Consider the following 13,331-nt stretch of genomic DNA (forward strand, 5'->3'; position numbering starts at 1 on the left):
ATTCTAAGATAATTTGTAATTTTACCGTATGATAATCCTGATTTTAATAGTTTTTGCTATCTCTCTTTACGTGATCTTTCAATTGATCAAAGGATTATATTACTTATGCTTATCTATTTACTATAAAGTAGGTTCGGAAAAGAATGTTGATGAAGGTTTCAAGAAACATGTACTTAAAGAATCAAATGATTACAAGAATTTTGAAGATAGTTTTGATACTCAAATTGGTAAAATTCTGAAAGACTAACTTTTCATCTTTTTCACAATCCAATACACTGTACTTTCTCCTATATTGAATTCTTCGGAAGCATTTGTTTTAGCTTGTCTTTTGGCTTTGCTTTGTGAAAAACCCCCACGGATTAATCGAATAATTTCTTTTTGGTAGAATTCATAGATGACTTTATAATCTACCCAACTAATAGGTACAACCCCACTCTTTAAAAGATTATTGTAGTAGGGTAATTTTTCTAATTTTTTTATCAGTTCGTATGCTACCATTTACCTAAAGGACATTTATCTGTTTCACTTCTTAATTTGGTTGATAAAGGACAATTACATTTACCGCATTTCAAACCTTGAATCTCTTTTAACTGAAAATCTGGCATTAACTTTTCATAAGTTCCAACAACTGCATGATCACATGTAGTGCATGATTTAGCTCTTAACCTTTCAAGGTTTGATATTTTGCCAGAAATATAATTTTTCCATGCACGTACTATCTTAAATGTTTGCCCCATCAACCACGTTATTAAAACTACCTACTCCATTAATTATATCCCTTACATCGGTAATCGGTGCCGGTAATTGTCTGTTTGCATCTGCTATTTTACTAGCTAGTAAATCAATATCTAATACATTACCACTTTGAGAACTGTTTGCTGTGCTGTTGGTCGTGAACGATCGAGATACAAAACCACCATCCGCAAAGTAGTTCGGTTTGCTTGTGCTGCTTCCTGTGAATTGATTATTGAACCCCATGAACATTTTTGCAGCTCTACGATTCATAACACCTATAAGTTCGCCTTTCTCCGCTTCAAAGGAAGTACCATCTTCACCGGTAAAAAGAGTACCGCCATTTGAATGACGTTGACCGCCAATTTCAAACAACGCTCCCTTCTCTGCTTTTGGAACATCGGGCTTTTTAGTATTTCTAATCTTTTGAACCTGTGCTAATCCTGATGCAACGGCAGCCGCTGCTGCTATACCACCTAACACAGGTCCTACAATCGGGATACCTGATAGTGAATTATAGGAATTTACCGCACTTTGAAAAGTTGTTATTGTAGTTTCTGCAATTGCGGCAGCTTTACCGGCATCCGAATATTTACCTAATATTGTAGCAAGTCCATTAAAAGCATCTGCAGCCAATGACAACTTAGCATCGTTCGTTTTGGCTGAAATCTCTCTATCAATTGCGGCATACTTAGCTTCAATTTTAGATTTATCCGCGCCTGTCTTTTCTGCTTTGTCAAGTTCTGCCTGTTTTTCCTGTTCAAGGTATTGACGTTGTAATTCTAAATCGTAGGTTAAGCGTTCTTGGTCAAGTATTCTTTGATTGTCTAAATCAATTGCGGCCGCTTCGGCTTTCTGCTGTTTTAGTTCTTCTTCCTGCTCTGCTTTAGCTGCTCTGTTTTCTTCATTTATCGCGCGTATATTGTCGTTATATTGTCGCTCCGATATCTCGCCTTCCTGAAATCTTTTTAACTGATATTCGCGCTCCGCTTCTGCGATAGCTTCGAGCCTTGCAATCTCCTGGGCTACTAGTTCATCGGTAAGAAGCTGATTTTCTTCAATGCGCTTTTGGTGTGAGCTTCTAATAATTGCTAATTCTTCTTCGGCAAAGGCAATTGTTAGTTCTTTTTGTTTTTCAAGAAACTCGTTTTTAATTTTGAGCCTTTCAAGTTCCGCTTCGGTTTGCGTTTTGTTACCAGCTTCGAGTTCTTCTTCGTTTATTTTTAATTTTTCATCTCGTATACGTTCGGCATCGATTAAAGAATCTTCTAATGCTTTGGCTTTGCCTTTATTTTCTTCAATGAAGATTTGAAGCTTTACCTTACTTTCTTTTATGGCATCGTCAATTTCTTTCTTTGCTCTGGCACTAGTTGCTTTGGCTGCTGCTGCTTGCTCCGATGCTGCACGTTTCAACAATCCTTGTCTTTCTGCTTCAATACTTTTACGACGTTGTAAGGATTCTGTTTCGAGATTTATAACATTAGCTTGTAATTCTGCATTCTCTCGTATTTGTTCGGCTGTACTCTCACCTAAATCAAGTTGCTGCTGTGAAATACGTGCTTTCTCTCTGGCCAGTGTTAGTTCATCATCTAAGATTTTCTTTTCAATGTCTCCGGCTTGCTGTAAAAGCTTGGCACGTTCTTGTAATGATGTCGCTTCGTCCTTTGCTAATAACCTCAATTCGGCTATTTGCTTTTTTCTGGCTGCCTGTGTGGTTATAAGTCCAATTTCTGTATCTCGTAATTTCTGAAGGGCTGCTTCTAATTCATAAGCTAATCTTACTTCGCGCGCAATTTCATCTCCTAATCCTGAAGCTGCTTCCTTCACATCGTTAAAAGCCCCGACAAAGTCACCAGATATAAATTTCAATAGTGCCCCTCCTAATTGTGAAAGTCTATCAATAATCACATCAAAGAACGCCCCTAATCCTGCTAAGGCCTTACTTACAAAATCAACTCCCTTTTGGGTTTTTGTAAGGTATGCGATCAGCGAACCAACTAGCACAAGTATAGCACCTATACCCGTAGCAACTAACGCAATTTTAAAAGCTTTTAAAGCTGTATTCATTAAAAACGTTGAAATCGCTGCGGCTTTTTGGGCTTTGGTATATCCTTGTGTACTCGCTGTAAGTATTTTGTAATTTTTACCTACACTAGCAATTTCTAATTTTAAAGCAGCGAATACAGGCTTACCAACTTTTAAAATTTCATTTATGTTTCTTTGAGCCTTAGCAAATAAAGTGTTTTGATTTTGTGCTGCTAAGATAGCTTCGGTATATCCTCCGACACTTCTACTAGTATCACCTGTATTACCTTCAAGTTCTTTTAAACGATTGCTTAATTCAAGTTTCTTTTTGGCGAGTTTATCGGCTTCCTTTGAATTGGCACCGTATAAATCTGCTTGCTTGGCCCACTCTTTACCAACTACAGATAACGCGTTTCTGGCTTGCTCTACGGTTTTAATCTCTTTCCCTTGCAAGCTGATCATTTTAGCGATTTGCTGCTGTGCTGAATTAGATTCTTTGCGTACGCCCTTGTATGCTGATTCAAGACGTACATACGTTTCACTACTCGTATCACCTGAACGTTTGAGCGCGTCCAATTGCTTCTTTAAAAACTCACTTTCCTTTTTGAGTTCTGAAGTAGAAGCAATGGCTGCATCTATATCAATATCTAGTTCGAATATTTTAATTTTTTCAGCCATCAGATTGCAATTATTTCAAGATGAAGTCTTTGGTGATTACCCGATACCTCTCTAAATGCTACGTGAATCCTAGTTCCTGAGATTCTCCGTATTACGGGGTAACAAACATCATTATGATTATTCCAATCACTAGCCGTGTAGTTAAGCGTTGGTATTAATCTGCGATTGTAAATATTCTGTTTGAAATTAACCTCGATTAACGTGTCATTACCGCTATTTGCAATTATTTTAGCTGAACTAATGATTCCCCCAACGGTATAACTAACAGGGCTATTACCTATTTGAATATTATAAACCGTTCCATATACGGGAATAGCTCCGACAATAGAATTAAGGTGCGTTTGAAGCGTTGTATTACCGTCGTACTTCATACTTTTTAAACGATCATCAATGAGATTAAAAAAAGAATCTCTTAACTCGTATAATACCGCTTTGACATTGGCAGCGGCAATCTCTTTGTTATTGTTGTCATATACATTACTGTTTACAACTTCTGTTACATTACTTCTACTCTTTGCCATGTCTGTTAATTATTAAAATCGTCATTAAAATCGTCGCTAAATTGTCCTAGTTTTTCATAACTACGAACTCTTATTATCTCAACCGTTGTTTTATCTTCTCCTGTAAAATTTGGTATTTTGTTTACGTAGAATATCCCACCTAGCTGTTTGATATATTTAAGCTTAAAGAAGTCCATCCTATGTATATCGATCACATTTAAATAAAGTAAAGCTTTGTGTTTTTTCCCGTAGTTTACCATGTTTGAAAATGCGGTGTATTTTGTTGCAACCGTGCTATTAAAGTCAAGTTCTTCAAAGTCCATAAAGGGAACACTACTATTCGCATAAAAGTTTGATCCTGATGAATCGGAAAGTTTATAAGTTATAGATGCTGCAACACGTTTAACCCTGAAAAAATAGGGCTCTACTTTTTGAGGTTTAACCGTTTTAAGTTTACCATCTTCATCAAACTCTTTTTGGTAAAAGCTGCACTTAAATAGATTTGTGAACGCGACAAATAAAGAAGATCGTTCCGGTGCTCGGTAAACTCTTTCTATTAAAGTCTTTTCATTTTCCAATGTATGATCATCAATTTTTATTTGAGAATCTGCAAAGGTGTTTTCACTATTATCGTATCTGTATTTAAATAAATTGTTTTGTGCGTAATTACCAACTTGGTAGCTAGTACCTACAACCTTGTGAAACTTACTGGACCAATCCTCTAGTACATCACTTGTCTTAATCTTGTATTGATTGAGATATACGGCAGTAGGATCTAATAATTCTTCATAGCTTATTAGCTCATACGTTTTGCCCTTTCTCCTAAACATTAAACCGTAAAAGTTTAGAATATCTTTAATAAAATCTTTTTGCTTTAGTTTGGTTAGGAAAGAACTAAAGTTAACTGTAGCTACCGTGTTATCTAAATACATGGTAAGCGTTAGGTTATAGGAGTAAAACGATTCATTGTCTACTGGTAAACTAATCACCTTTACAAATAGTTCATCCCCTTTTTGAAGGAATAGCTTTTGTTCAAAATTCACATTGCTTCCTTGATCTGGAAAATCGTCTTTAATTGTAAATAGATCGTGCCCGTCTTTTTCTATAAACAGTGAAACATTTTCGGTATTTAAATTTGAAAATTGCCCTCGTAAATTAAAAATATAATACCCTTCTTCTTGAATTCTAATCCTTGAACGGTTATACTGTACAGACGTAGAATATAAATGCATATTATCCGGATCTTCTTTGGTGGTGAATCGGACATATTCCGTTATCTCATCAATCAATTCTTGAACTACTATGGTTTGTCCTAAAAAGTTAATTGTCTCTCCAGTGTATTGACTAACTTTGTCTATTCCTATTTCAAGTTTCTTTACTCTGGGTGCAGTGTTTTCGTTTTTAGCTAACCCTTCATCAATGGTAATAGCTAATTCACTCCACTCTTTTTTATTAAAAGGGTTGTAATCGCTCTGGCCTGCTCTGCCAACATACCTAAAATGGAATCCACTTTCTAAAAAAATACTTTCCCAAATGTATTTGACGAACAAAGATGGTACTTGATAGTCTACTTCAATAGTTTCACCATCTGTTTTTCCGTAGTCTGCTATTGCATAGATATAATCATTACGGCCAAAAGAATTAATCCAGTTTGTAGTGTTTAAAGTGTGGCTCAACTGCTGTATGCGCTTTAGGTCTGATATTGATTTATTACCAATCACATCAAATAGATCGATGTTTTCATTGTAAACATGGACTTTGAAACCTTCTGCACTATCTTTGAAAATACCAATACCATCATGAACGGTTTGAATTCCATTTCTATAGATGGAAACCTTATGAACCCGGTAAGGCGCTAAAGAGGTATTACCGATCAAACCCATTCCTGAAAGTATTTCAATATTTCTTTCAGATTTAGGAAGATTGAAAGAATTTGTATACGAGGTTTGACGATCTTTTATTTCAAAAAAATCGTTTATTTGCTTTGTCTCAGCAATAGTGGTAGATACATCCGTATCCATCTTTTCCTCGTTTATGTAAATATCAACCTGCATACGTTTGTCGGTATTGTTCCGCTAGCATTATATCAACCTGAAATTCTCTAGTTTCTAACTTAGAATTGAATACTTCACGACTTCCTGGTTTTACTTGCACTTCTTTAAAATCTTCTTCAAAGAACTTTTGATGAATTTCATTTGTGTATATGAAAACTTTAGGTGAAGTAAATAGGTCGCTAACTAATCTTTGTTCATCTACGTTTAAATAACCTGAATTTAAACTCATTTCGGGTTTAGTCTGTATTCCAGTTACAATAGTTGGACTAACTGTCTTGTCTACATTACTAAAATCATTATTGATCTCATCTAAGATTTTAGTATTCACCTTTTTAGAATAGACAGGTGAAAACTTCCAATAGGACCATGCACCCGAAGCATTAAACCATTTGAGATATGTACCACAGTCAACAGGCTTTTTATCAATAATAATATTAGCTTTCTCACTAACACTCCCCTCAGTAAATGAAAATTCTAGTTCGTTTTTCCCTAAATAAAGCGGCATAAGACTTTCAAAACCCTGACTTTCATTTGGCCCACTAGAAATAAAAACCCGATTAACCCCCTTAGCTAGTTGAATTAAAATTGATGAAGAAGTTTTTTTATTAGTAACTGTTACCGTTCTTGCTATATTTGAATAAACTGGCACATCAAAGGGATATCCCTCGAAAAAAGTGGCATGCTTTAAAGTGTCGTTAGATGGTAGATATATTCTAATTTTTTCGGCTTCTTCGTATGTAGGGTCGTATAGCTGTACAACTGCTTTTGAAATTGCACAGGGTTTATCTAGTGAATCACTCGCGCCATTTAGTTGAAATATTTTAAAATTTATATCATAACTATTCCATAAATTGAAATCAGGCTGAACAAAATTTTGTGGTAACTCAACAATAATATCATCTCTAAAACCAAACTTATTCATTAAAACGTTAAAAACATCCTTAGCATTGAAATGAAACAATCCTTTGTTTCCGGATATTTCAAATGTATAGCTGCTTATCTTCACTGTAGCTCTTACCCCGTCACCTATATCACTATAGAATTCATAGATCATATTATTATACATGGGTATAACAGGTCCTGTTGGTTCTTTAAAGAATTGTATTGCCATTACGCTGCCATTTTTTTTAATAGTCCGTTTATCTCACTAGTGAATGAACTAACATGAAATTCAGTTACTCTATCTATAATGCGTTGAATACGTTCAGGGGTAATAACTGATTCAACTAAATCGGTACCGCCTTTTTTAAAGTACTCGGTTCCTTCCTTTGCTATTTTCCTAGCAATTAAGAACGCTAAGCTGCTAATTGATATCTTACCTTCAATACTAATATTCTTATCATATATCCACTGCTCAATCTTTTTTATTGGTGGGAACCTTCCGGGCTCTCTACCGTTCACTAAGTAATTAGTATAATCCAAACCAAATATTGTGGCCCGCATTCCCTTTGCGGAAACCTCTAATGAATCAATCCAATCACCGCTTGCTTTCATTCCTAGTTCTTCGTGTCGTCTTATAAGATCCTGCTGAATAGATTCAAATTCTGATTTCAATATTTGAGTTGAATCGTTCATTAACCTTTCAAATTAAAACTAACACTTAAACCATCTGCATTAAAGTCAAATACATTGATAACTTCTATAGATCGCCAGGTTGTAATCTCTGGAAACTCGCAACGCATTTTATTCTTAATCTCATTCATGACAATATCAATTAAAGGCTTTACATACTTAGCGTGTTTACCTTCATAAGTATCATCTAAATCGGATTTTGTAAGGACCATAAAATTACCCTGATACCTTAATCCTTCACTTTCGCCACTTCTTACAATAGGATCCAAAAACAAAAATGTTTCCCCTACTTCGTAACCTTCTATAGAATCAGCAAAAAATTGCGTGGAATCAATCAGATTTTGATAATCACGCCTAGCATGAACAAAGTTCCATCCGTAACTAATTGCGACACTTTCAAGCTTGTCTTTTACGCCCATTGGATTGCTTTATTTCGTTATACTTCTGCTCGATTTCTTTGTAAATCTTATTATGAATCATAAGAGACAAAACAAAATTGTATTGCCATTCTTCAACCTCCTGCGGTGTTTTGCCAAATTTCTCAGCTATTGCAATAAGTGTAGATAGTTCACCGAATACGCTTAGCCTGTTTATACCTGCCATTTCTAAATCAAAATCGGGATCACTTGATAACGCTTTATTTTCTTTGGTGATTAGATTCTTGGTGCTTTCAAGTATGTAGTTAAACGCCTGTAAGAAATCGACTATATCACTATTGAGAATCTGGTCAACCTTCACATCGTAGACAAGTTGAAAAGTTTCAATCAAACTATCGTAGTTTGGGTTCAATACGTTGCGTTTAATACTCGCTACTTGACCGAATGATAAAACACCTAGCTTCTTAGCTTTATATTTTCCAAACTCGTTAGAAGGCTTTATAATCTCTTGCAGCTTCATGTATTCTTTCGCTTGATCTTCTTCAAGTGTAAAGAACTCCTTTACTGATATGTGGTTTAGATCAAACATTTATTCGCGTAGTTGTTGATTTTTTTAGGTTGTAGTAGCAATATCCCCCACCGTCCGTAACGTGATCGAATCCACTTTCTTTATCTGGCACACCGTTTTTGTATGCTAATTTTTCTAACGCTTCGGTATACTCTGGACAATTATGAGTGTTCACGTAATAATCTGTTTCCCCTTTGGCGTTTAGGAATCCTGCATTAACTGTTGTGATACGATCCCTAACTGATGGGTTAGTATTCTTTACTCTTACCGTGAATCGTGCTTTCTTTAATAATGCAATGTCCGAAGGTCCAGCGGTGTTTCTGGCATTACCGGAAGCATCTGGATAGACTACTATTTTATGATTAGGAAAACGCTCTTTTAATATCGTGATCATATCAGCAGTATCATAAGCTCCGGTTACTTCTGAAGCTGCGTGTTTTTTACCTTTTTCGATCACATGAATAACCGCACTCATTTTAGTTATATTGAAATCCATTCCAACATGAAGCACCTCACGTGGTTTAATTTCTCGATCTGTATGGTTACGCTTTCGGTCAAACGTATGGTAGACAGTTCCTGCGGTTAGGTTAACAAATTCACCATTTAAATAGGCTGCTAATTGTTCTTCGGTGTAGCTCTCGCGTAATGTTTCAATATAAGAATCTGGTAAAGATTTGTTAGCGGAAGTCTTACCGTTGATAAGCACTTTGTTTTTTGAAGGTTTCTTTATAAAGAAATCATAAAGAAATTTAAATCCCTCTGGTGTGCTTACAAAATCGGTAGAATTTGCTGCACCATCAGGAAGATTAACCCTGTTTCTTGCAACAATATTTTTGAAAGAAATATTCATTTTATCCTTTGGCGGTATATCAGCTTCATCTACCAAAGAATAACCAACCTCATAGCCTACGATATTATCGGGGCGGTCCATTGAACGCATTATAATTTTTCCTAGTGGGGTTAAGAATTCGGTATCTGTACGATTGAGAACATATTTAATGTTCTGAGCTTCTAAGGTTTTAGATATATTATCAAATGCTATATCCTTTATCAATTTGTAGGTTGGAAGGTAGTACGCTACATTGATGCCGGGGTATGCCATCTTTTTAGATACTATCTTTAATGTGCCGATGAAAGATTTACCACAACCAAAACCACCTACTAGCCCCGTATGTATAGCATTACTATATAAAAAATCATCTTGATGTGGATATAGCTCGATCACTTTACACGTTTTGTTATAATAGGTTTGATATTCATATCTTCCATTTGAATCGCCTGTACCGGTTTACCCTTAGTACGATCCATGATAGCATTATACGCTGTAGTGTCACCCTTTTTGATTGCCTTTTCAAGCTGCTTTAAATGCATGGCCGTTTCAAAGTCGATTTCTTCAATACTTAAACCTAAATAATCGGCCACCCCTTGAAAAGATTCTTTTGCATCGCCTGTAATTATCTGCGCGCATATATCCTTTATCAAAGCTTTCTTTTTTTTTCCTAAGCTTTTAGCTTCTCCAGTAGGTTGATTGTCCTTACTGAAAAGCTTACCATCTTTAGGACCTATTTTTCCCTTACCTCCTGACAATTTTCGTGGTTTTTACGTCGTATGCTTACAAATTTAAACATAAATAAGGCTTAAGTGTTTTAATATGAAAGTAGTTTATCAACAAAACACAACTTTTGTCAACAAAAAAACCGCCTTAGCCATGTTTAAACTAAGACGGTTACAAAAGAATGAGAAATCTGTGTTTTATAATTTAACTTACCTGTTTTGTATTTCCTTACGGGTTTCAGTAATCTGAATTATATTTGCAGGCCATGAAATTAGATCCATCTACAATAACACCTAAGCTGATAGAAGAGCTTATTATGCGTTGCTATACAATTGATCATACTCTGCGAGTTACGGACGCCGGTAAGTCCTGGGCGCAATTAAAATATGGGCTTTACTCCTTTAAAGCACCGAATAAAAAATTCTCCGGCCGCATAGCTGTTGGGATTGTACAAAGGAATCTATCCGGATTAATTAGACGCTATAAGAACTTCGAGTATCAGGGTGTTAGGTATTACTATGATCGTGGTAGGTGGCGGGTTTCGGGATTTGATTAATAATGAACTGATAAAGATATGATCTGTTAGGATTGTAGCCAAATACCTAATTCTATTTTAGTTAGGAAAAATCTGTTAGATTTGTAGTATTAAGTTAATAGAAAGAAAGAATATTACAATCACGATAACCTATATACCGTTTCAAAAAATGAAAATTGATCAATACTTTAAAGCCATTTTTGACTTATCTAAAGTTCCTACAAAGTTCTTTGTTTTAGTATCATTAATTTCTGGATTTTATCTGTTTGTAGACGTCAAATTTTTTAATGAAGTTTCGTTCCGCGATGCAGTATTAGCAAAACTTGGATGGATTGTAGGTTTCTCATTTTTTACGTCCACTGCACTTATAATAGTTAGTTTATTTAGCTGGGGCGTAAAAAAAATTAGAGAAATGATTTTAAATAAAAATCAAAAAAGAAGGATTTTAAAAATATTATGTTCACTTGATCGATTTGAACAATTAGTGTTATGTGAATTTCGTGTGACCAAACGGAATTCACTTGAATTACCAATTAATAACCCTACAGTTTCTGGGCTTTTAAATAAAAAAATATTGGTGGCACATAAACAATCCATTACATCATATGGGGTTGATGGGGTGTTGGCTTCTGTAAGTATAAACACCTTGGCAAATGAAATGCTTAGGGGCCAACATCTTGGCATGAGCAATCCTCCCACCGAGGATGATGTAAGACTAATAGAGAGTAAACGTTCTGATTGGAAGATTGAAAATTACTAATAACTTCTCTCGGTTCAAAGGATATGTTCTCAGTTAACAACAACATTTCAATATTCTAAAATAAAGGAAATTTAAATAATAAAAAATATTATAATAAAAGCTCTCAAAAATAATTGGATACATGAATAGATTAACAAATTTAGCAGGGGTTATTATTGGGGTAATAGGTATTTTAATTGCTTTTTATTTACACTATAGTAACAAGGAAACTAAAGAATTATCATACTATATTTTACCTGAATCTTACAAAGTATTTGACAAGGAGTTAATTACAGAAACCAATAGTTTTTCATTATTACAAAATGATTCATTAAAAATAGAGGAGAGTGTATACTTGACTACATTTTCAATATGGAATACTGGTAACCAGCCTATTCCTCCAACAGACGTGAGGAAAGATTTAGAAGTTTTATTCAGTGGGATAGATAAAATTTTAGATTTAAAAATTTTAAAAACTATTGAACCTGAGGTGTCAAAATTTCAATTAACAAGAGTTTCAGATTCTGTAGTTGGGGTTAAATGGAAGTACTCTGATCCTAAAGATGGTGTTAAATTTCAAATGCTATATTTAGGAGAATCTTACATAATACCCAAAATAGAAGGCAAGATTTTAGAAACCACATTCAATGAATTTAAAATAAATAAAAAAGTTGAAATAGTTAGTAATATTATGTCAGCGATAACAGTGATGATTTTCTTATTCGTGCTTATGATTATCATAAGTCTTTTTTTTAATAAAACGTATTTACCTATTCGTGTTTTGTATAAATTGTATGGACAAGATCTAACATTTGTAAGGCAAAGTTTTAAAAAGTCCAGATTAAATTATTTATATCTTCTTGGGGTATATACATTCTTAATCCTATTAGATTTGTACCTCAGGTTAAATCGAACAACCGAATTTTAAACGAAATAAAAAAGTTAATATTTAAGAAAATAAGTTTTTTATTTTTTCTCAATATGTATAACAGTTTTTTTTTTCAAAATTTAAATAATCTTACTATCAAATATCAGGGGTAAGTGATAAATGGTTAATCAAATTGAATATGCCAACATCTTAAAGAACAGCACGGGCTGTATTGAGGTAATTGATTTTGTCCACAAAGGCATAATTTTTCCTTGTTCATCTCTTTAACTATCTCCGGTGCTTTTACGTTTATAGCGTGAAGGTTCTTTTCGGATTCTCTTAAGTCTTTAATAAAGTGCTTTATTAGCAACAATTTAGCATTAATTTTAACTGATTCTATGTGTCTAATTTCTTTATTATTTAAGACTTCCAAATTCTTGCATTCACCTTCCCATTTTGTGATTAATCTTTGTATGTTCATTGTAATGTGTTTTTAGTGTTGGTTTCCTTTATAGAATACGCTTCCTAATCTGATTATGTAATCCCCTTTCTTGACAATAACCGTTAGACCATTGGAAAACTTAATTGTTTGGTTACAGTTGGATATTTCAAAACCTTTGTAATCTGCTAAAAATAAAGGTTTATCATGCCCGTAACCATTTACAAATTTTACGTTATCGTACTTTTTAGGATTACCTTCCTTATCTATCAATCTTGATTTTATCCATGAACTTGGTGTCCTGTACTCGGTTGATTTTTCACCTGATACCATTACTTCAAAAGCTCTTTTCTTTAAAGTTAAGTGAAGTGTGTTTTGTTCTTCCATCTCTTAGTTATTTGAAAAAATTTCAAAATTATCTTTAAAGTATTTTTCAGCAACTAACCATTGATCAAGATAGTTTTTAGGGTTTCTCGCTATCATATCCCCAATTTTAGGAGATCCGTTTTTAATATCTTGCTCCGAAATAGACACTGTGTACCAGCCTAAATCAGATATAAATTTAAGATTACCGTTACCCTCAAAATTCTCTCTGTCTTCTTTAGTAACAGGTCTAAGTTCTGCTATCTGCTTTCTTATGTATTTTTTAAATATGCTTTTCATTTCTATTTAATAATTATAGTTAGGTG

Annotated in this window: 18 protein-coding genes; 4 read left to right on the top strand and 14 right to left on the bottom strand. The window is 34.3% G+C overall.

Going from position 1 to position 13,331, the window contains the following annotated elements:
- Positions 1 to 28: 28 nt before the first annotated feature.
- Positions 29 to 247: a hypothetical protein gene (locus BD809_RS12820; protein WP_148783381.1), complete on the top strand. Its 219-nt coding sequence runs from the start codon at positions 29 to 31 to the stop codon at positions 245 to 247.
- Here the strand turns inward: BD809_RS12820 and BD809_RS12825 are convergent.
- From BD809_RS12825 to BD809_RS12875, 11 genes are read right to left on the bottom strand one after another with little or no spacing between them, the layout of a single operon-like run.
- Positions 244 to 498 carry a hypothetical protein gene (locus BD809_RS12825; RefSeq protein ID WP_148783382.1) on the bottom strand — a complete coding sequence of 85 codons (255 nt, stop codon included), beginning with the start codon at positions 496 to 498 and terminating at the stop codon, positions 244 to 246. The two genes, BD809_RS12820 and BD809_RS12825, sit on opposite strands and share 4 nt — an antisense overlap.
- Positions 492 to 737, bottom strand: coding sequence for a hypothetical protein (locus BD809_RS12830; RefSeq protein ID WP_148783383.1), 246 nt, complete (start codon positions 735 to 737; stop codon positions 492 to 494). Before BD809_RS12830 ends, BD809_RS12825 begins: the two co-directional genes overlap by 7 nt.
- A complete protein-coding gene (locus BD809_RS12835; RefSeq protein ID WP_148783384.1) occupies positions 721 to 3,435 on the bottom strand; it encodes a coiled-coil domain-containing protein in 2,715 nt (904 codons plus the stop codon). The genes BD809_RS12830 and BD809_RS12835 overlap by 17 nt, the downstream gene beginning before the upstream one ends.
- On the bottom strand, positions 3,435 to 3,956 hold the full coding sequence (locus BD809_RS12840) for a hypothetical protein (RefSeq protein ID WP_148783385.1): 522 nt from the start codon (positions 3,954 to 3,956) through the stop codon (positions 3,435 to 3,437). Before BD809_RS12840 ends, BD809_RS12835 begins: the two co-directional genes overlap by 1 nt.
- A gap of 5 nt (positions 3,957 to 3,961) precedes the next feature.
- On the bottom strand, positions 3,962 to 5,989 hold the full coding sequence (locus BD809_RS12845; protein ID WP_148783386.1) for a hypothetical protein: 2,028 nt from the start codon (positions 5,987 to 5,989) through the stop codon (positions 3,962 to 3,964).
- Positions 5,979 to 7,100 carry a hypothetical protein gene (locus BD809_RS12850; RefSeq protein WP_148783387.1) on the bottom strand — a complete coding sequence of 374 codons (1,122 nt, stop codon included), beginning with the start codon at positions 7,098 to 7,100 and terminating at the stop codon, positions 5,979 to 5,981. Before BD809_RS12850 ends, BD809_RS12845 begins: the two co-directional genes overlap by 11 nt.
- Entirely contained in the window at positions 7,100 to 7,564 is a 465-nt protein-coding gene (locus tag BD809_RS12855; RefSeq protein WP_148783388.1) for a hypothetical protein, read from the bottom strand. The genes BD809_RS12850 and BD809_RS12855 overlap by 1 nt, the downstream gene beginning before the upstream one ends.
- Positions 7,564 to 7,980, bottom strand: coding sequence for a hypothetical protein (locus BD809_RS12860; protein WP_148783389.1), 417 nt, complete (start codon positions 7,978 to 7,980; stop codon positions 7,564 to 7,566). Before BD809_RS12860 ends, BD809_RS12855 begins: the two co-directional genes overlap by 1 nt.
- Positions 7,958 to 8,527, bottom strand: coding sequence for a hypothetical protein (locus tag BD809_RS12865; protein ID WP_148783390.1), 570 nt, complete (start codon positions 8,525 to 8,527; stop codon positions 7,958 to 7,960). The genes BD809_RS12860 and BD809_RS12865 overlap by 23 nt, the downstream gene beginning before the upstream one ends.
- A complete protein-coding gene (locus tag BD809_RS12870) occupies positions 8,520 to 9,731 on the bottom strand; it encodes a terminase large subunit domain-containing protein (protein ID WP_148783391.1) in 1,212 nt (403 codons plus the stop codon). The genes BD809_RS12865 and BD809_RS12870 overlap by 8 nt, the downstream gene beginning before the upstream one ends.
- Entirely contained in the window at positions 9,728 to 10,093 is a 366-nt protein-coding gene (locus BD809_RS12875; RefSeq protein WP_148783392.1) for a hypothetical protein, read from the bottom strand. Before BD809_RS12875 ends, BD809_RS12870 begins: the two co-directional genes overlap by 4 nt.
- Before the next feature lie 233 nt (positions 10,094 to 10,326).
- Here BD809_RS12875 and BD809_RS12880 point away from each other — a divergent pair, with 233 nt between their 5' ends.
- The 3 genes from BD809_RS12880 (at position 10,327) to BD809_RS12890 (ending at position 12,263) form a co-directional block, all read left to right on the top strand.
- Positions 10,327 to 10,617 (top strand): hypothetical protein, encoded by a 291-nt coding sequence (locus tag BD809_RS12880; protein WP_148783393.1) that lies wholly within the window; start codon positions 10,327 to 10,329, stop codon positions 10,615 to 10,617.
- A 148-nt stretch (positions 10,618 to 10,765) separates the two neighbouring features.
- A complete protein-coding gene (locus BD809_RS12885) occupies positions 10,766 to 11,356 on the top strand; it encodes a super-infection exclusion protein B (RefSeq protein WP_148783394.1) in 591 nt (196 codons plus the stop codon).
- A gap of 121 nt (positions 11,357 to 11,477) precedes the next feature.
- A complete protein-coding gene (locus BD809_RS12890; RefSeq protein WP_148783395.1) occupies positions 11,478 to 12,263 on the top strand; it encodes a hypothetical protein in 786 nt (261 codons plus the stop codon).
- A gap of 124 nt (positions 12,264 to 12,387) precedes the next feature.
- Here the strand turns inward: BD809_RS12890 and BD809_RS12895 are convergent, their stop codons facing one another.
- Genes BD809_RS12895 through BD809_RS12905 form a run of 3 tightly spaced genes read right to left on the bottom strand, consistent with a single transcriptional unit; the run spans position 12,388 to position 13,305 of the window.
- Positions 12,388 to 12,684 (bottom strand): hypothetical protein, encoded by a 297-nt coding sequence (locus BD809_RS12895; RefSeq protein ID WP_148783396.1) that lies wholly within the window; start codon positions 12,682 to 12,684, stop codon positions 12,388 to 12,390.
- Between the two features lie 12 nt (positions 12,685 to 12,696).
- Positions 12,697 to 13,029, bottom strand: a complete 333-nt coding sequence (locus BD809_RS12900; RefSeq protein ID WP_148783397.1) for a hypothetical protein — start codon at positions 13,027 to 13,029, stop codon at positions 12,697 to 12,699.
- A 3-nt stretch (positions 13,030 to 13,032) separates the two neighbouring features.
- Complete coding sequence (locus tag BD809_RS12905) at positions 13,033 to 13,305, bottom strand: hypothetical protein (RefSeq protein WP_148783398.1); 273 nt, start codon at positions 13,303 to 13,305, stop codon at positions 13,033 to 13,035.
- Positions 13,306 to 13,331: the final 26 nt, after the last annotated feature.

It is taken from the genome of Aquimarina intermedia (assembly GCF_008124785.1).
In the GTDB taxonomy this organism is placed as follows: Bacteria; Bacteroidota; Bacteroidia; order Flavobacteriales; family Flavobacteriaceae; genus Aquimarina; species Aquimarina intermedia.

Coding starts and splice junctions, on each gene's coding strand:
- BD809_RS12885 (WP_148783394.1), top strand. CDS start 10,766: ATGAAAATTGATCAATACTTTAAAGCCATTTTTGACTTATCTAAAGTT.
- BD809_RS12850 (WP_148783387.1), bottom strand. CDS start 7,100: ATGGCAATACAATTCTTTAAAGAACCAACAGGACCTGTTATACCCATG.
- BD809_RS12830 (WP_148783383.1), bottom strand. CDS start 737: ATGGGGCAAACATTTAAGATAGTACGTGCATGGAAAAATTATATTTCT.
- BD809_RS12900 (WP_148783397.1), bottom strand. CDS start 13,029: ATGGAAGAACAAAACACACTTCACTTAACTTTAAAGAAAAGAGCTTTT.
- BD809_RS12905 (WP_148783398.1), bottom strand. CDS start 13,305: ATGAAAAGCATATTTAAAAAATACATAAGAAAGCAGATAGCAGAACTT.
- BD809_RS12865 (WP_148783390.1), bottom strand. CDS start 8,527: ATGTTTGATCTAAACCACATATCAGTAAAGGAGTTCTTTACACTTGAA.
- BD809_RS12880 (WP_148783393.1), top strand. CDS start 10,327: ATGAAATTAGATCCATCTACAATAACACCTAAGCTGATAGAAGAGCTT.
- BD809_RS12835 (WP_148783384.1), bottom strand. CDS start 3,435: ATGGCTGAAAAAATTAAAATATTCGAACTAGATATTGATATAGATGCA.
- BD809_RS12840 (WP_148783385.1), bottom strand. CDS start 3,956: ATGGCAAAGAGTAGAAGTAATGTAACAGAAGTTGTAAACAGTAATGTA.
- BD809_RS12820 (WP_148783381.1), top strand. CDS start 29: ATGATAATCCTGATTTTAATAGTTTTTGCTATCTCTCTTTACGTGATC.
- BD809_RS12825 (WP_148783382.1), bottom strand. CDS start 498: ATGGTAGCATACGAACTGATAAAAAAATTAGAAAAATTACCCTACTAC.
- BD809_RS12860 (WP_148783389.1), bottom strand. CDS start 7,980: ATGGGCGTAAAAGACAAGCTTGAAAGTGTCGCAATTAGTTACGGATGG.
- BD809_RS12845 (WP_148783386.1), bottom strand. CDS start 5,989: ATGCAGGTTGATATTTACATAAACGAGGAAAAGATGGATACGGATGTA.
- BD809_RS12895 (WP_148783396.1), bottom strand. CDS start 12,684: ATGAACATACAAAGATTAATCACAAAATGGGAAGGTGAATGCAAGAAT.
- BD809_RS12855 (WP_148783388.1), bottom strand. CDS start 7,564: ATGAACGATTCAACTCAAATATTGAAATCAGAATTTGAATCTATTCAG.
- BD809_RS12890 (WP_148783395.1), top strand. CDS start 11,478: ATGAATAGATTAACAAATTTAGCAGGGGTTATTATTGGGGTAATAGGT.